The sequence below is a fragment of the Tritonibacter sp. SIMBA_163 genome (assembly GCF_046535935.1).
Taxonomy (GTDB): domain Bacteria; phylum Pseudomonadota; class Alphaproteobacteria; order Rhodobacterales; family Rhodobacteraceae; genus Epibacterium; species Epibacterium scottomollicae.
Map to the genome: position 1 here is coordinate 584,780 of NZ_JAWJBP010000002.1, position 16,808 is coordinate 601,587.

At 61.2% G+C, this 16,808-nt stretch carries 13 protein-coding genes; 3 read left to right on the forward strand and 10 right to left on the reverse strand.

The annotated features are described in order from the left end of the window. Positions 1–4 precede the first annotated feature (4 nt). Together secD and yajC are read right to left on the reverse strand one after the other, a co-directional pair. Entirely contained in the window at positions 5–1,669 is a 1,665-nt protein-coding gene (gene secD, locus R0J92_RS06690; RefSeq protein WP_106165280.1) for a protein translocase subunit SecD, read from the reverse strand. A 34-nt stretch (positions 1,670–1,703) separates the two neighbouring features. After that, complete coding sequence (gene yajC, locus R0J92_RS06695; protein ID WP_106165281.1) at positions 1,704–1,988, reverse strand: preprotein translocase subunit YajC; 285 nt, start codon at positions 1,986–1,988, stop codon at positions 1,704–1,706. A 258-nt stretch (positions 1,989–2,246) separates the two neighbouring features. On the opposite strand from yajC, the gene serS reads away from it, so the two are divergent. Beyond that, the gene (gene serS / locus R0J92_RS06700; protein ID WP_317386367.1) at positions 2,247–3,539 is read left to right on the forward strand and encodes a serine--tRNA ligase; all 1,293 of its coding nucleotides are present in this window, start codon (positions 2,247–2,249) and stop codon (positions 3,537–3,539) included. Positions 3,540–3,652: 113 nt separating this feature from the next. Here the strand turns inward: serS and R0J92_RS06705 are convergent, their stop codons facing one another. The 6 genes from R0J92_RS06705 to R0J92_RS06730 all read right to left on the reverse strand — a co-directional run bounded on the left by R0J92_RS06705 (position 3,653) and on the right by R0J92_RS06730 (position 10,031). Beyond that, entirely contained in the window at positions 3,653–4,333 is a 681-nt protein-coding gene (locus R0J92_RS06705; RefSeq protein WP_106165283.1) for a helix-hairpin-helix domain-containing protein, read from the reverse strand. 99 nt (positions 4,334–4,432) lie between these two features. Then, positions 4,433–5,386, reverse strand: a complete 954-nt coding sequence (locus tag R0J92_RS06710) for a fatty acid desaturase (protein ID WP_317386369.1) — start codon at positions 5,384–5,386, stop codon at positions 4,433–4,435. 188 nt (positions 5,387–5,574) lie between these two features. Next, entirely contained in the window at positions 5,575–6,225 is a 651-nt protein-coding gene (locus R0J92_RS06715; RefSeq protein WP_106165284.1) for a MarC family protein, read from the reverse strand. A 42-nt stretch (positions 6,226–6,267) separates the two neighbouring features. Beyond that, positions 6,268–7,746, reverse strand: a complete 1,479-nt coding sequence (der, locus tag R0J92_RS06720) for a ribosome biogenesis GTPase Der (protein ID WP_106165312.1) — start codon at positions 7,744–7,746, stop codon at positions 6,268–6,270. Between the two features lie 224 nt (positions 7,747–7,970). Then, positions 7,971–9,293, reverse strand: a complete 1,323-nt coding sequence (locus tag R0J92_RS06725; protein ID WP_411051124.1) for a PQQ-binding-like beta-propeller repeat protein — start codon at positions 9,291–9,293, stop codon at positions 7,971–7,973. Between the two features lie 69 nt (positions 9,294–9,362). Next, positions 9,363–10,031: a hypothetical protein gene (locus tag R0J92_RS06730; protein WP_411051125.1), complete on the reverse strand. Its 669-nt coding sequence runs from the start codon at positions 10,029–10,031 to the stop codon at positions 9,363–9,365. Positions 10,032–10,390: 359 nt separating this feature from the next. On the opposite strand from R0J92_RS06730, the gene R0J92_RS06735 reads away from it, so the two are divergent. Then, a complete protein-coding gene (locus R0J92_RS06735; RefSeq protein ID WP_411051126.1) occupies positions 10,391–11,641 on the forward strand; it encodes an efflux RND transporter periplasmic adaptor subunit in 1,251 nt (416 codons plus the stop codon). Continuing rightward, positions 11,638–15,468 carry an efflux RND transporter permease subunit gene (locus tag R0J92_RS06740; RefSeq protein ID WP_411051127.1) on the forward strand — a complete coding sequence of 1,277 codons (3,831 nt, stop codon included), beginning with the start codon at positions 11,638–11,640 and terminating at the stop codon, positions 15,466–15,468. The genes R0J92_RS06735 and R0J92_RS06740 overlap by 4 nt, the downstream gene beginning before the upstream one ends. A gap of 173 nt (positions 15,469–15,641) precedes the next feature. Here the strand turns inward: R0J92_RS06740 and R0J92_RS06745 are convergent, their stop codons facing one another. Further along, positions 15,642–15,884 (reverse strand): hypothetical protein, encoded by a 243-nt coding sequence (locus R0J92_RS06745; protein WP_106165289.1) that lies wholly within the window; start codon positions 15,882–15,884, stop codon positions 15,642–15,644. Between the two features lie 570 nt (positions 15,885–16,454). Beyond that, positions 16,455–16,703: a calcium-binding protein gene (locus tag R0J92_RS06750; protein ID WP_106165290.1), complete on the reverse strand. Its 249-nt coding sequence runs from the start codon at positions 16,701–16,703 to the stop codon at positions 16,455–16,457. Positions 16,704–16,808 lie beyond the last annotated feature (105 nt).

Consider the following 16,808-nt stretch of genomic DNA (forward strand, 5'->3'; position numbering starts at 1 on the left):
CTCATTACACCTCGATGGTTTTGGGGCGGCGACGTTCGAACCACATCACGATAATCAGTCGGGTGACGAAAATCGCGGTGAAGACCGAGGTCATGATACCGAGCCCAAGGGTGATGGCAAAGCCGCGCACCGGGCCTGAGCCCATGGCAAAGAGGATCACGGCGGTGATGAAGGTGGTGATATTGGCGTCCACGATCGCCGAGAGCGCCTTAGAGTAGCCCTCGTCGATGGCTTTGGCCGGACCACGCCCGGCTTTCAGCTCCTCGCGGATGCGCTCAAAGATCAGCACGTTGGCGTCAACTGCCATGCCGACCGTCAAGACGATGCCCGCGATGCCCGGCAGGGTCAGTGTGCCGCCAATGAGGCTGAGCGCGCCAAAGATCAGGGCGATGTTCAGGATCAATGCGATATTGGCGAAGAAACCAAACATCCCATAGCTCAACACCATGAAGACCAGCACCCCGACAAAGGCGACAACCGTGGCCACCTTGCCTGCGTCGATGCTGTCCTGACCCAACTCGGGACCAATCGTCCGCTCTTCCAGGAACTGAAGCTCCGCAGGCAATGCGCCCGCACGCAGAAGAACGGCGAGATTGGTGCTTTCCTCGACGCTGAAATTGCCGGTGATGATACCGGAGCCGCCGGGGATATGGGAACGGATCACAGGAGCGGAAATCACCTCATCATCCAGCACGATGGCAAAGGGCGCGCCGATGTTCTGGGCGGTATAATCGCCGAACTTGCGCGCACCGGCCGTGTTGAACCGGAAATTCACCGCAGGCTGACCGTTCTGGTCAAAGGCCGGCTGCGCGTCCACCAGCTCTTCGCCGGTGACGACAGGCGCGGATTCCACGGTGTAGAATGTGCCCGGCTCATCCAGAGACGGAATGAGCTTGTTGCCAATGCCGGGGTTTTCCTCGGCATCCGAGCCGCGGCTGACCACCGGGTTGAAGGTCAACTGAGCCGTGGTGCCGATGATCTCTTTGAGTTCTGCCGCAGAGCCGATCCCCGGCACCTGGATCAGAATACGGTCACTGCCCTGACGCTGGATCGTTGGCTCGCGCGTTCCAACCTCGTCAATCCGGCGGCGGATGATTTCCAGCGACTGGCGCACGGTGCGATCATCAGAGGCCAGCTTTTCTTCATCCGACAGCGCAATGGTGATCATGTCACCCTGCCCGCTGACCGTGATATCCGTGGCACCGGCACCGGTGAGCGAGGTCACCGGGTTGGCCAGCCCCCGCACCAGTTCCAGCGCGCGGGTCATGCCGCTTTCATCCGACAGGCGCAGACGAATCTGATCCGCTGGCGCCTCCGGAACCCGGCGGAAGGTCCCGACACTGCCGCGCTCCTCCCGCAAGGTGTTGCGCACCTCTGGCCAGAGACCGTCCATGCGCGCGGCATAGACATCCGAGACCCGCACTTCGGCGAGCAGATGCGCACCGCCGCGCAGGTCGAGACCGAGGTTCACCAGACCGGAGGGCATCCACTCTGGCCATTGTTCTGCCACAGCCAGACGCTCGGGCGTTTCCCCCTGAACGGCTATCTCGGCATAGGCATCGTTTGACTGTTCCACACGGGTGTAGAACGCGTTGGGCAGGGCGAGCAAAAGGCCGGCAACGCAAACCAGCCAGATGAGCACCCTCTTCCAGGTATCAATTTGCAGCATTACCCTGCCTTTTCAGAAACGTAAGAGGCGAGGCTCAGGATGCGGGCTCGGTCTTGTTCAGAACCTGAGCGATGGTGGATTTCACCACGCGCACTTTGACGCCTTCGGCGATCTCGACTTCAACTTCGCCGTCTTCCTTGACCTTGGCGACCTTGCCGATCATGCCACCCTGGGTCACGACCTGGTCACCACGGCGCAGGGCCTCGACCATGCTCTGATGTTGCTTCATTTTCTTCTGCTGCGGACGGATGAGCAGGAAGTACATGATCGCAAAAATCAGGATCAGCGGGATAAATTGGGCGATTGCGCCACCTTCCATGGGGTGTTCCTTCTGTCTGTAAGGGGGCCCTGTGTTAGCGCCCGGATTTTGCGGGGAACCTATGCGGTGCATTAAGGCTTTGCAAGGCGCGGCAGACGCGATCCATACCGGTTTCACGAGGCCAGGGCGCCGTTCCGACCCGATTGCCACAATCCGCGCGGGAACATCCCCGGATGACGGCCCTGCCCTCTTCCCCTTCGCCCGCCGCTCGGGCATAGCTGTCAGCATTGATTCAATCCGCATGACAGGAGCAGACCCATGCATGACATCCGTGCAATCCGCGAGAACCCGGCCGCCTTCGACGCCGCCCTGGCGCGCCGTGGAGAGTCTGCCCTGTCGTCTCAGGTGCTGGAGCTGGACGAGGCCCGCCGCGCCAAGATCCTGGCGGCAGAAACCGCACAGGCCGACCAGAACAAGGCCGCTAAAGCCATCGGTGCCGCCAAGGCCAAGGGCGATGAGGCAGAGTTTGAACGCCTGCGTGCCGAGGTTGCCGACAAGAAAGCAGAAGTCGCCACCGTGCAGGCCGAGGCCAAGGAGCTGGACGCCAAGCTGACCGACATGCTGGCGCGCATTCCCAACAGCCCGGCCGCGGATGTGCCCGACGGCGCGGATGAGGATGACAACGTCGAAGTGAAAAAATGGGGTGATTTGCCGCAGTTCGATTTCGCGCCCAAAGAGCATTTCGAGATCGCGGGCGTCGCCAAGGCGATGGATTTCGAGACGGCTGCCAAAATCTCCGGTTCGCGTTTCGTGGTGCTGAAAGGCGCCGTGGCGCGCATTCACCGGGCGCTGGCGCAATTCATGATCGACACCCATGTCGATGAGAACGGTCTCACCGAGATCAACTCGCCGGTATTGGTCCGTGACGAGGCCATGTATGGCACTGATAAGCTGCCGAAATTTGGCGAAGACAGCTACCAGACCACCAATGGCTGGTGGCTGGTGCCCACCTCCGAAGTGCCGCTGACCTATTCGGTGGCTGGTGATGTGATTGAGGAAGGCGCGCTGCCTATTCGCTACACCTCCCACACGCTGTGCTTCCGCTCCGAAGCAGGCTCGGCGGGCAAGGACACATCCGGCATGCTGCGCCAGCACCAGTTCGAGAAGGTCGAGATGGTGTCGATCGTGCATCCGGAAAAATCCGACGACGAACAAAAGCGTATGCTGGGCTGCGCCGAGGGCATTCTGGAAAAACTCGGCATCCCTTATCGCACCGTGGTGCTCTGCACCGGCGACATCGGGTTTGGCGCTCGCCGCACCTTTGACATCGAAGCCTGGGTGCCGGGTCAGGAAACCTATCGCGAGATCTCTTCGGTCTCCACCACAGGTGATTTCCAGGCTCGGCGCATGAACGCCCGCTTCAAACCCGCCGATGGTGGCAAGCCGGAGTTTGTGCACACGCTGAACGGCTCTGGCCTCGCTGTGGGTCGCTGCCTGATCGCCGTGCTGGAGAACGGTCAACAGGCGGATGGCTCCGTCACACTGCCCGATGCGCTTGCGCCCTATCTGAACGGCAAGCTGACCCTCACCGCCGATGGTGTTCTGAGCTGACACCAGCTGTGCTGGCCCTCCACCATGTGGGGGCCGAACAGTATCGGACAAACGAAAACCGGCGCCACATGAGCGCCGGTTTTTTTTATCGACAAAGGTTTGGAAACGGACGCCTATTTGTCCTTCTTCTTTTTCTTGCCCTTGTCTTTGTCCTTCTTTTTCTTTTTGTCACCGGATTTTTCCGAAAGGATCTTCTTCGCTTTGGCTTTTTCCTTGGTGATCTCGGACTTGGCCTTGCCCTTTTCCTTCTTGGCCTTGGACTTCGCCTTTTCCTTGGCTGCCGCAAATTCGGCCATCAGCGCCTTGGCCTTCTTGGCAGCCTTCTCAGCCTTGGCCTCGGCCTTGGCGGCCTTCTCCTCGGCGGCCAGACGTGCGGCTTCGGCAGCGGCAACCGCACGGTCAACGCCCTCGCGCGACTGTGCGTCAACGGTATCCGCACCGGATTTCACCGCCTCAGCCGCACGTGTCGCGGCACCTTTGGCCGCTTCTATCGTCGCTGGCTTGGTCTTGGCGGGGCTGACCTGACGCGGCTTGCGCACCGCTGGCGCAGCCTTCCCGGCAGGTTTGGCTGTGCGTCGCGCGGCAGGTTGTGTTGCAGGTGTCGCGCCACCGCTCCCCGCCAACTCCGTCGCGGCAGATTTCAGACGCGCCACGCGGCTAACCCCTAATCCTGGCACCTGCGCCAACTCCGCCTCAGGTTTCGCTGCAAGATCTTCGACCGAGCGAACGCCGTGGTCCTGCAGCGCTTTCGCCAGCGCGGGCCCCACACCGGGGAGCTTTAAAATCGGGGTCATGCGTCTGTTCTACCTCCAAAAAACCTAAATCCTGTCGTGCAGGAAGGTTAGCATCTGTTTTTGATCTATGTCCAACCTCTCGCACGCTGCAACCATGGCTCACGCAGGAAAAGGCACCAAACGCTTTTGGTCTTCGTCCCATAGTTTCAGGCCAAGCGCGCGGATTGCCTCGCCAAACTTGACCCGGTGCGGCGCCATGTCGTCTGGCAGGTTGTAGTGACACGCCCGCAGCCGATAGCTGGGAATGCGGGCGTTGAAATGGTGGATGTCGTGCAGGGTGATATTCGCCACGGCAAAATCGAAAAACCAGCCGAAATCCAGACAGGAGGACCCCTGCAAGGCCGCGTCCCGAGGGTCAAGATCCGGGCGACGGTCCCAGTAGGTGTCCTCAAAGTTATGCTGCAGATAGACCAGAAACACACCAATCATCCCGCCCAGAAACGAGAAGCCGAACCAGATCAATACCCCTTCACTTCCCGCGATCAGGTAGAGCGCATAGAGCAGGAGAATGATCGACAGGTTGTGCAGAACCACCGGGACAACGCCGAATTCCAGCGTGTTTTTCGGCCAGCGATAGCGGATGAAGTATGTGAAGGCGGCACCAAGCGGCACCAGCACAAACGGGTTGCGATAAAGCCGATATTGCAGCCGCGTCCAAAACCCGGCGTCACGCCATTCCGAAACCGTCATGGTGTGAATTTCGCCGGTCTCGCGATGCTCCAGGTTGCCGACATTGGCGTGATGCAGATTGTGGTTCTGCTTCATCACCTCAAACGGCGCAAAGGTGAATGGCGACAACCCGTGGCCAGCCCATTCGTTCTGGGCTCGAGTCTCGAACAGGGAATGGTGGCCAGTGTCGTGCTGCAGCACATAAAGCCGCACGGCGCTGAAGGCGAAGACAACGCCCGCTGGCCAAACGACAAACCACAGATGGGAAAAATGAATAGCCAGATACAAGGCCGTGAAATAAACGGCAAAAGTTCCAAAATAGCTCAACGCGGCAAGCCGGTTGTCTTTGTCTGTATACTGGCGTGTGTATGCTCTCAGATCCATATCTGACCCCATAAATACGCTGCGTAACGCGCATATGACGGCGCGCGGTGCGGATAATATTGCACTCTCTGTCAGTTAATATGCGTACCTCCTATGACAAGAGGCAAGCGAAAAGGAAACATGTCAAAGCGCGGGGACCCAAGCAGGCGTTTGCCGGTCAGCTGACGCATCCCGGGATCCAGGGGTGATCAGATCGGCGCGTTGGACAGCGCCAGAACCCCCATCTGCTCCAGCCCCTGCAGCACACTGTCCACCGCAACGGTCGCCAGAATAAGCCCCATGACCCGGCTGATAACGCTGACCCCGGTCTGGCCGATCAGCTTCTGGATCTTGCTGGCCAGCAACAGCAGCAAAAATGTAATCACAAGCACGAAAAGCAGGACCACGGCGGTCATCGTCTGCTCCACGATCCCGGTGGAGTGATTGTCGGTCAAGATCACCACCGCCAAGATCGCGCCCGGCGACGCAATCGACGGGATCGCCAACGGGAAGACCGCCCCGGAGAGATCTTCGGTTTCGGCTTCCTTGATCTCGCTTGCGGCCTTGGTTTCGCCAAAGATCATGCTGAGGGCAAAGAGGAACAAGATGATCCCGCCGGCGATCTGGAACGCGCCAAGACGCAGACCAATTCCTTCCAGAATGATCTGCCCGAGCACCAGAAACAGCCCAAGCACCAGCGCCGAGACCAATACCGCCCGCAGAGCAAAGGACCGATGCAAGCGTTGCGGCACTGCTGCCGTGGCAAACAGAAACACCGGGATGGTCCCGACCGGGTCGATCACCACAAAGAGCGTGATGAATTCACGGAGCAGGTCCTGAAACGCGAAAGGCCAGCTCATGAGGTGCGATCTCCTGTCAGCAGTGGATCGCGCCAGCCGGGATCAGCTTTTGCGACCGTCGAGGTGTTTGCGCAAGCGCGATGGCGTCGACTTTTTCTTGCCCTTGTAGGGGTTCTTGTCGCCCTGCCCGCGCAGCGTCAAGCGGATCGGCGTGCCAGGCATGTCGAAATCCTCGCGCAGCCCGTTGACCAGATAGCGGTTGTAGCTTGCTGGCATCTTGTCGGGATGCGAGCACATCACCACAAAGCCCGGCGGCCGGGTCTTGGCCTGGGTCATGTAGCGCAGCTTGATACGTTTGCCCTGCGGTGCGGGCGGCGGGTGCTGCTCCAGCATGCCCGAAAGCCAGCGGTTCAGCGCCGCCGTGGGAATGCGCCGGTTCCAGACGTCATGGGCCTTCATGATGGCATCATGCAGCCGGTCGAGGCCCCGGCCCGTCTTGGCAGACACGGTAATCAGCGGCGCCCCGCGCAGCTGGGGCAGCAGGCGGTCGAAGGCTTCCTTGAGCGCCTTCAACTTTTCCTGCTTCTCGTCCTCGATGTCCCATTTGTTCACCGCGACAACCACGGCGCGGCCTTCGCGCTCGGCCAGATCGGCGATGCGCAGATCCTGCTGTTCAAACGGGATCGCCGCGTCGAGCAAGACAACGACGACCTCGGCGAATTTCACCGCCCGCAGCCCGTCGGAGACGGAAAGCTTTTCCAGCTTTTCCTGCACCTTGGCCTTCTTGCGCATACCGGCGGTGTCAAAGATCCGCATCGGTGTGCCGGCCCAGTCGATCTTGAGGCTGATGGCATCGCGGGTGATACCGGCCTCGGGGCCGGTCAGCAGACGATCCTCACCGAGGATCTTGTTGATCAGGGTGGACTTGCCCGCATTGGGGCGACCGACGACGGCCACTTGCAGCGGTTTTTCCATTGTGGGAACGGGCGTTGCGGCGATTTCCTCACCCGCGTTGAACTCGGAATCCTCGTCCTCGTCGAGCACCACATCGGTGATCGGAGCTGTCTCAGCGGCCAGTTCCTCGAACTTGTCGGAGACCGGACGCAGCTCGGAGTAAAGATCGTTCAGCCCCTCGCCATGTTCACCCGACAGGCGGATCGGCTCGCCCAGTCCAAGCCCGTAAGCCTCAATCACACCGGCGTCAGCGGCAGAGCCTTCGGATTTGTTGGCCGCCAGGATCACATGCGCGGATTTCTTGCGCAGGATTTCGGCAAACAGCTCATCCGTCGGTGTCACCCCGGTGCGCGCGTCGATCATGAAGAGGCAGACATCGGCCATCTCGACAGCGCGCTCGGTCAGGCGACGCATGCGCCCCTCGAGGCTGTTGTCGGTGGCGTCCTCAAGCCCGGCACTGTCGATCACCGTGAACCGCAGATCGCCCAGCCGCGCTGCGCCCTCGCGCAGGTCGCGCGTGACACCGGGCTGGTCGTCGACCAGCGCCAGTTTCTTGCCGACGAGACGGTTGAACAATGTGGATTTGCCCACATTGGGGCGCCCCACGATGGCGAGCGTAAAGGACATGGAACCGAGCTTTCCGAGATTGTGAACCGCGCGCATACCGTATCCTTGATGCGCGCGCCAGTAAATAATAACGCGAGGCGCCCGACATCACGGCAATGCCAGCCCGTCTCACGACGGAGCACATCAGCGCGTCTGCAACCTCACGTGTCGTGCCGCGATATGCCTCTGGCCAAAGCTGAGACAGTCAGCAGCGACGATCTGAGATCAGCACAGCTCGCGGCCTGTCAGCGAAACGCTGCGAGGTTTCCGTCGCGGGTCACCACATAAAGCGTGCCGTTTGCCACCACCGGTTCTGTCGTCGCACCGCCCTTGACCTCGACCGTTCGCACGAGGCTGCCATCAACAGGATTGAAGAACCGCAAAAGCCCGTCATTGGACGCGACCACCAGCTGCCCACCGGCAAGGATGGGACCATGGTGGGCCACGATCTCGGCCCGTTTGCGCGGCTTGTCCTTGAGATAGCCCGGCAGATCCACCGACCAGATGGTTTTGCCGTCATTTGCGCCAAGGCGCATCAGGCGGCTGCGGTCATTGACCAGGAACACGCTGCCACCGGCAACCCAGACCGGACCAAAGGTTCCCTCAAACGCGGTCCACAGACGCTCGCCCGACTTGACGTCAAACGCGGCCGTCCGGCCAGAGTGATTGCCCACATAGACCCGATTGCCGTCCATGAACGGTGCGCCAGTCACGTCACTGATCTGCGAAATGGCACTGCCCGTGCGCGCACCGGAAACCGACGCGATCCAGCGCTGGAACCCGCCGCGGCGGAAGCTGCCGACCAGATCCCCGGACCCGAAGGCAAAGACCGAGATCTCAGAGCCGACCACCGGCGCAGGGGCGCCCAGAATATTCGAGGCACTAGGGCTCGCCCGCAGCTGCCACGCGATCCGGCCATCCTTGGTATCCACCACCCAGCCGGTGTCATCCCCGGCCACCAGATACAGCAGACCATCACGAATCGTCGGGTTGCCAGAGCCGGTTGCCTCCAGCTCCTGACGCCAGACCTGGTTCCCGGTCTTGGCATCCAGCGCCGTCAATACCCCGAACCCGGAGGAGATATAGACCACCCCGTTCGCATAGGCGATGCCACCGCCAGTGGCGTCGCCATCGTCATCCACGCCCGGCAGGATGGAGGTCTGCCACAGAACCGCACCAGCGGGCGAAACCGCCGAGACCTGGGATGATGCATCAAGCGTATAGATGCGCCCGCCACCAACAACAGGCGCAGCGGTGATACGCTGCTTGCGGCTGTCGCCTTCACCGATGTTGGTGGACCAGATCGGTGCGGGCGCCGCGGACAGGGCTGCATGCGTGGTTCGCGTGGTCGGCTGGCCCGGACTTTGCGTCCAGGCGCCATTGGTCACCGCACGGGGCAACGAAATGGCAACCGCGCGGTTCTGGACGTCACCGCCCTGACCGCCGTGAATGTCCTCCCGCGCACCGCGCAGAATTTCCTCCGGCTCAGCGCACCCCAAAAGCAGGGCCGCAATCGCCGTTGCCATCACACTTGCACGGAGGCCGAAACCGCCTGGACTTGCCGTCATTACCCTGCCCCTGTCGTTATTCATGGGTCATACCACTGGTCTTCTTCGCGGATCTGCTTGTCGCAGATCTCAGCCTTCCTGTGCGTCCGCCTCAGGCGATCCACCAAGGGCCACAATCACTTGAGAGACGCGCTCTTGCAAGTCCCGGGACACACCGGCCGACGCAGCAATCTCTTTGAGACGCGCAAGGGCAGCATCGGTATCGCCCGCTTCAATATCCAAAAGCGCCAATTGCTCGGCCGCCAGATACTGCAGGGAGCCGCCAGCGGCAGCAAGTGTGTCGAGACGCAGGCGGCGCTCTTCAGCGGGTAGCGTATCCGCTTGCAGGGTGACCGACTTGAAGGCGGCAATATCGCGGTAGACCTGCGGCAGGTCCGCCGTGGTCGCGATGCCATCGAGAATAGTCGCAGCCCCTTCGACATCTCCGGCATCGGCCAAAGCGGCGGCTTCAGCCATATCCACCACCGCCTGCGCGCCAAGGCTGTCGGATGTGATCTCTGCCAGCTCCTCGGCCCGGGTGGACGAGTCGTCGGCGGCCAGCGCGGTCGTCATCGCGTCCCCCACGGCCTGCGCTTCACTGCGCGCCTGGGCCTGGCTGTACTCGCGCCAGGCGGCACCGCCAACGATCAGGACAACCACCACGGCACCGATCCAGCCATAGCGCTTGAGCATCAGGAACAGGCGATCACGGCGGACCTCTTCTGTCACCTCGTTGATGAAACTGTCGGTATCGCTCATGAAACGGCCCTTGTCCCTCGTGTCCGCGCACCCACGACGGGGCGGCATTATCTCTTGCCGATGTGTCATAGCCTGCCCGTTCAGACAAGCCAAGTCCCGTCCACTTCGGCACAAAATGCTCCGATTCCGCGCAAAGCGCGCCCCAAACGATGAGAATCTTTACCTCTGCGACGCATTTTGCGTGACAAGAGCAATCTGAGGCATTTTGTTACGCGCGAGAAAACCTACGTTCCTTGGCGGCCTATTTCTTCGCCACCGGTGCCGGATAAATTTTGCCGCCTGTGACCTGCATCACAGTGTGACGCGACGGAACAAGGTAGTATCAACAAAAAGTGTTCAATTTGGAGTCGACTTTTACAATGCGCATCATCCCCCCTCTGACCGCCCTGGTCGTGACTGCTGGCCTTTATGCCGTGGTCATGGAGCGCGACAGCCTGCTGGCTTTCGCCCGCGGCGAGGACACCACGGAGATCGAAGCTGACGCGGCAGAGGCCTCGGACGATCAGTCGCAACTGGCAGAGGCCGAGGATTCCGGCGTGCGCGTGGCCGTGGTGGCTGTGCACAGCCAGGCCCGCGCCATTGACAATGCGGTCGTGCTGCGCGGCCAGACTCGGGCCATACGCGAAGTCAACGTCATGGCGGAGACCACCTCCACCGTGATCTCCGAGCCCCTGCGCAAAGGCGCGTCGATCAAGAAGGATGAGGTGCTCTGCGAGCTGGACCCGGGAACCCGACCGGCGTCGCTGCTTGAGGCCCGCGCGAGATTGCTGGAAGCGCGCGCCAAGATGCCAGAGGCCGAGGCCCGGCTGAAGGAAGCCCATGCTGTGCTGGAAGAAGCGCGCATCAACCTGACTGCGGCTCAGAAACTCTCCGAAGGGGGATACGCCTCCGAGACCCGACTGGCATCCGCCAAGGCCGCCGAGAGCACCGCGCAGGCGGCCATCGCATCCGCCGAAGGTGGGCTTGAATCGACCCGGGCAGGCATTGAATCCGCGGTCGCCGCTGTGGCCTCTGCAGAAAAGGAAATGGACCGTCTGGTACTGCATGCGCCGTTTAATGGTATCCTTGAATCCGACACCGCAGAGATCGGCAGCCTGCTGCAACCGGGCAGCCTCTGCGCGACAGTGATACAGCTGGATACGATCAAACTGGTTGGCTACGTGCCGGAGAATGCCATCGACCACGTCACGCTTGGCTCAAAGGCCGGTGCGCGCCTTGCCGCTGGGCAAGAGGTGACGGGCACGGTATCCTTCATCAGCCGGTCGGCGGATGAGGCCACCCGCACCTTCGAGGTGGAAATCACCGTTCCGAACCCGGACCTGAAAATCCGCGATGGTCAGACCGCCGAGATCGTCATCGCAGCCGAAGGCACAAAGGCGCACCGCCTGCCGCAGTCTGCACTGACGCTGAACAACGAGGGGCAATTGGGCGTGCGCGTGGTACGTGCCGACAGCACCGCCGGGTTTGTACCTGTCCGCCTGCTGCGGGACGAAGCAGCGGGTGTCTGGCTTGATGGCCTGCCCGAAGAGGCGGATGTCATCATCGTGGGACAGGATTTTGTCACCGAAGGGGTTGCCCTGAAACCCAGCTATCGGGAGATGAGTGAATGATCGGCCTCGTTAATTGGGCTGCAGACCGCGCACGGATGGTGATGGCCTTCATCGCCATTTCGCTGCTGGTCGGTGGCTTTGCCTATGTCAGCCTGCCCAAGGAGGGTGAGCCAGACATCGAAATCCCCGCCCTGTTCATCTCAGTCTCCTTCCCCGGCATCTCTGCCGAGGATTCCGAGACCCTGCTGGTCAAGGTGATGGAAACCGAGCTGGGGGATCTTGATGGGCTCGACAAGATGTCGGCGACCGCCGCCGAAGGCTATGCCGGTGTGGCGCTGGAATTCGATTTCGGCTGGGACAAGACCGCCGTTATGGCCGACGTGCGCGATGCCATGGATTCCGCCGAAGCTGCCTTTCCCGAAGGAGCAGAGAAATACGCGATCCATGAGATCAACTTTTCCGAGTTTCCGATCGTCATCGTGAACATGTCCGGCCCGGTGCCGGAACGCACAATGGCGCGGCTTGCCAAGGACTTGCAGGACGACATCGAAGCCCTTGATTCCGTGCTCGAAGCAGGCATCGCCGGCAACCGCGATGAGATGGTCGAGGTGCTGATCGATCCGCTGCGGCTGGAATCGTACAATGTCACCGCTGTTGAGCTGATCAATGTGGTCCAGAACAACAACCAGCTGATTGCCGCCGGCGAAGTCGAAAGCAATCAGGGCACCTTCTCGGTCAAGATCCCGTCCTCCTTTGACAGCGTTGAGGATATCTACGGCCTGCCGGTCAAAACCAACGGCGACCGCGTCGTGACGCTGGGCGAACTGGCCGAAATCAACTTCACCTTCGAGGACCGTCAGGGCACCGCCCGGTTCAACGGCAGCGACACGTTTGCCCTGCAGGTGGTAAAGCGCAAGGGCTTCAACCTCATCGATACGGTCGAGCAGGTCAAAGCCACGCTTGCAGAGTCCCAGAAAAAATGGCCGCCGGAGCTGCAGACCGCGGTGACACTCGGGACCTCGAACGACCAGAGCCGTGTTGTCGGATCTATGGTGAGCCAGCTCGAAGGCTCGGTATTGACCGCGGTGGCGCTGGTCATGATCGTGGTGCTCGCCGCGCTTGGCAGCCGCGCCGCCCTGCTGGTGGGGTTCGCGATCCCGACCTCCTTCCTGCTGTGTTTTGCCTTTCTCGCCCTGATGGGGATTTCGGTCTCCAACATCGTGATGTTCGGCCTCATCCTCGCTGTCGGCATGCTGGTGGATGGCGCGATCGTGGTGGTCGAATATGCCGACAAGCGGATCTCCGAAGGCACCGGCCCGATGCACGCCTACGTCGAGGCCGCACAGCGCATGTTCTGGCCGGTGGTCTCCTCCACTGCGACGACGCTCTGTGCCTTCCTGCCAATGCTGTTTTGGCCCGGCGTTCCAGGTGAATTCATGGGCATGCTGCCGGTGACGCTGATCTTCGTTCTGTCCGCATCCCTGGTTGTGGCGCTGATCTACCTGCCCGTCATGGGCGGCGTGACAGGCCGGATGAGCCGGACCTTCGGCAATGCCTCCGACGCTCTGCGTCGCACCCTGCCATGGGTGATGCGCGCCGCGCTGGTGCCGGTGGCAATCTGGGGCATGTTTGCAGGTGCCATGCAACTTCTGAACCCCGGTTATCTGATCCCAGGCGGAACGGGCACCGCTGCCACCCTGCTGGGTGTGGTGATCTTCCTGGCCTCTGCCGTCGCCGCCTCTGTGACCCTCGGCGCCGCAGAGCTGCAGCATCGCCAGCGCCGTGTGGTCGCGGGCCATCGCCTCGGTGGTTTTGGCTGGGTGATCAAGCTGATCGTCGGCAACCCGGTGATGCCGGTGGTCACGCTGGCGGTTGTCGCCTTTGGCATCATGACCGTCTTTGGCCTGTTCCAGACCAACAACCACGGCGTTGAATTCTTTGTCGAAAGCGAACCGGAGCAGGCCACCGCCTATGTTCGCGCCCGCGGTAATATCTCGCTGAGTGAAAAAGACGCGATGGTGCGCGACACCGAACAGATGATCATGCAGCATCCTGCGGTGATCAACGTCTTCTCCTTTGCCGGCGAAGGTGGACTGAATACAGATGCCTCCGGCGCCAGTACCCCGCCCGATACCATCGGTCAGGTTCAGTTCGAAATCATCCCATGGGAAGATCGCCCAACCAAAAGCGAGCCAGTGTTCGGCGGCTTGTTCGAGCGCGAGGTCACCGCCGACGCCTTTGACGGCAACACCGTGCTGGACGAGCTGTCAGGCATGGTCGCGACGCTCCCCGGATTTGAAGTGGAGATCAAGGCGCTTGAAGGGGGCCCCGCCTCCGGCAAGCCGCTGCATCTGCGCATCAAGGGCGATGAGTGGGAGCCGCTGCGTGCCGCCACCAACATGGCCCGCACCCGTTTCGAGGACACGCCGGGCCTGACCCTGATCGAGGACAGCCTACCCCTGCCGGGGATCGACTGGGAAATCGACGTGGATGTGGCAAAGGCCGGTCGCTATGGCGCCGATGTGGCAACAGTGGGCGCGATGGTACAGCTGGTGACGCGGGGCATTCTGCTCGACACCATGCGGGTGGACAGCTCGGATGAGGAAATCGACATCCGCCTGCGTCTGCCCGAGCAGCAGCGGGTGCTGTCCACTCTCGATACGCTGAAGCTGCGCACCGATGAAGGTCTGGTGCCCCTGTCGAACTTCGTCTCGCGTAAACCTGTGCCGAAGCTTGCCACCATCTCCCGCATTGAGCAGCAGCGCTATTACGACGTGAAGGCGGATGTGGAACCGGGCCTGAGCCAGATCCTCATGCCGCAGGAAAGCGGCGAGGCGCGATCGCTTGCCATCGTGAAGCAGCTGACCGAAGGGCAGACTGCCTCGGATCAGGCCATCACCCTGCCCGGCGGCGCTGTCGCGGAGATCAAGACCCTCACCGGAGCCGCCTCGGCAAATGAGCTGCGCGCAGCGCTCGCCACCGGCGAAACCGAGACCGTATTGATCAATGCCAACGAGCGTATTGCCGAGCTCACCAAATGGCTGGAAACCTCGCCCTTTGACTCCTCCATCGACTGGGAGTGGACGGGCGATCAGGAAGAACAGGCAGAATCCGGTGCCTTCCTGATGAAAGCCTTTGCCGGGGCGCTGGGGTTGATGTTCGTGATCCTGCTGGCGCAGTTTAACAGCTTTTACAATTCCGTGCTGGTGCTGCTGGCGGTGGTTCTGTCCACCACCGGGGTGCTGATCGGCATGATGGTGATGCAGCAGCCCTTCTCGATCATCATGACCGGCACAGGGATCGTGGCACTGGCGGGGATCGTGGTGAACAACAACATTGTTCTCATTGATACCTATCAGGAATTCAGCCAGCACATGCCACGGCTTGAGGCGATCATCCGGACCGCGGAGGCGCGCATCCGGCCCGTGTTGCTGACCACCATCACCACGATGGCGGGTCTGGCGCCGATGATGTTCGGCATCAGCCTCGACTTCATCGACGGCGGATATTCCATCAACAGCCCGACTGCGCTTTGGTGGAAACAGCTAGCAACAGCGGTGGTCTTTGGACTTGGCGTGGCCACCGTGCTGACGCTGGTTGTCACCCCATCTCTGCTGGCGCTCCGGGTCTGGCTCTCCACCTATATGAGCTGGATGAAACGGATCACGGCACGGATCACCGGTGGCAGCACCAGTCAGGTGGCACAGGACAGCGAGCTGGCCCGCAAGGCGCGTCGGCTGCCCTCGACCGAAATCGACTGGACGGCGGAGCCACATCCCGCAGCCCCGCAGGACGACAGTCCGAGACAAGACGCCGAGGATGAGACCGACAGCACAGCAGGCTCGCAACCCTCGACCGGGCCGTCCCCTCTGAGGGCCGCGGAATAACACCCCGTCCCTTTGGCCACCGCAGCCAATCAGAACATAGGAAAGCCCCCTCCCGAATACTCAGGAGGGGGCTTTTTTCGGCGTGATAACAAAGTCCTGACGCGTCCCTATTCTGACGCGCTGGCTGGCTGGCATCGGGATCACAACTGATCCCGATACCCCAGGACTTCAGGTCAGCTCTTGTCCATCATGCTCTGTGCTTCCAGAACATCGGATTGCTCAGCCTGGTCGATCTCTTCCATATCGGCGACACCGTCCTTGTTCACATCAACCATCTCAAAGGTCTTCTTGGTCAGAGTGGGATACTCCTGCTTCAGCTCCTTGTAGGTCAGCGCACCCGCCTGCTCTACTTCGGCGACGGCAGGTGCTGCGAACAGGGCGGCAACGGCGGCGGTGGTCAATACGATGGATTTCATAATGTCCTCCTTTAGAGGTCTTACTCGTGAATTTGAGGGGATGCCCCCTCGTGACACCACAGGACGTAAGAAGGGCGCTGCCGATCTCCAGCCCTCGCGACCTGATCCACAACCTCTCAGCGCCACCCTGCTGGTCAGGCGTTTTGCGGACAGCAAGACTCCGCACAGATCTGGCAGATGGGCCGCCCTCACGAGGGCGTGATGGAACATCACCGCAAGTTGGCTCGACATCCACATGAAAAAAATAGGTTTTTCGCATTCAGACCTGGACCATTTCAGGGCCCGGAACCTCTGTCCCACCCATCCGTGGAGCCCTCGAACAAAAAAGACCCCGCCGCAGGGACGAGGTCTCTTCTGATTGTGCGCGTCGTCTCGGGGGAGGCCAGCCACATCTTTGGGGAAAGATGTGGACATCGGATCCAGGGAAGAGCCCGTAGGCCAGATCACGACCATGACGGCACAATAAACAGCGGGTGGCCCGCACCAAAACACATGCAGACCCGTCGCACGACGCACCACCCGAAATCGGGGCGGACCACAAAAGATGGCCCGCCCCATCATGAGGCTGGATCAGCCGTTCTTGAGAAGAAGCCCTGCGTCCTGAGCGGCGGCGATCTCCTCCATGTCGGCCTCACCGCTTGCATCCACATCGATCTGCGCAAATGTGTCTTCGGTCAGTGCCGGGTAGGCGACTTGCAGCTCTTCCAGCGACAGGGCGCCACTGCCGTCTGCATCGACTTCTGCGGCAAAGTTGCTGGCCATAGCCGGTGCAGCGGCCAGAGTTGCGATAGCGGCGGCGGTCAGGGCAAAAGTCTTCATCGTTATACTCCACTCGTTTGTTTGTGTGTGTCGCTCGGCACATCTGCGCCTCATGACAAGAATGAAGGTAGAGAGCCGATCTGCCCGCTGCCAGTGGCCCGCGGC

Excerpts from the sequence above, each read along its gene's own strand:
- R0J92_RS06745 (WP_106165289.1), bottom strand. The coding sequence starts at position 15,884 with ATGAAATCCATCGTATTGACCACCGCCGCCGTTGCCGCCCTGTTCGCA.
- R0J92_RS06725 (WP_411051124.1), bottom strand. The coding sequence starts at position 9,293 with ATGACGGCAAGTCCAGGCGGTTTCGGCCTCCGTGCAAGTGTGATGGCA.
- R0J92_RS06740 (WP_411051127.1), top strand. The coding sequence starts at position 11,638 with ATGATCGGCCTCGTTAATTGGGCTGCAGACCGCGCACGGATGGTGATG.
- R0J92_RS06705 (WP_106165283.1), bottom strand. The coding sequence starts at position 4,333 with ATGACCCCGATTTTAAAGCTCCCCGGTGTGGGGCCCGCGCTGGCGAAA.
- R0J92_RS06750 (WP_106165290.1), bottom strand. The coding sequence starts at position 16,703 with ATGAAGACTTTTGCCCTGACCGCCGCCGCTATCGCAACTCTGGCCGCT.
- secD (WP_106165280.1), bottom strand. The coding sequence starts at position 1,669 with ATGCTGCAAATTGATACCTGGAAGAGGGTGCTCATCTGGCTGGTTTGC.
- yajC (WP_106165281.1), bottom strand. The coding sequence starts at position 1,988 with ATGGAAGGTGGCGCAATCGCCCAATTTATCCCGCTGATCCTGATTTTT.
- der (WP_106165312.1), bottom strand. The coding sequence starts at position 7,746 with ATGTCCTTTACGCTCGCCATCGTGGGGCGCCCCAATGTGGGCAAATCC.
- serS (WP_317386367.1), top strand. The coding sequence starts at position 2,247 with ATGCATGACATCCGTGCAATCCGCGAGAACCCGGCCGCCTTCGACGCC.
- R0J92_RS06735 (WP_411051126.1), top strand. The coding sequence starts at position 10,391 with ATGCGCATCATCCCCCCTCTGACCGCCCTGGTCGTGACTGCTGGCCTT.
- R0J92_RS06710 (WP_317386369.1), bottom strand. The coding sequence starts at position 5,386 with ATGGATCTGAGAGCATACACACGCCAGTATACAGACAAAGACAACCGG.
- R0J92_RS06715 (WP_106165284.1), bottom strand. The coding sequence starts at position 6,225 with ATGAGCTGGCCTTTCGCGTTTCAGGACCTGCTCCGTGAATTCATCACG.
- R0J92_RS06730 (WP_411051125.1), bottom strand. The coding sequence starts at position 10,031 with ATGAGCGATACCGACAGTTTCATCAACGAGGTGACAGAAGAGGTCCGC.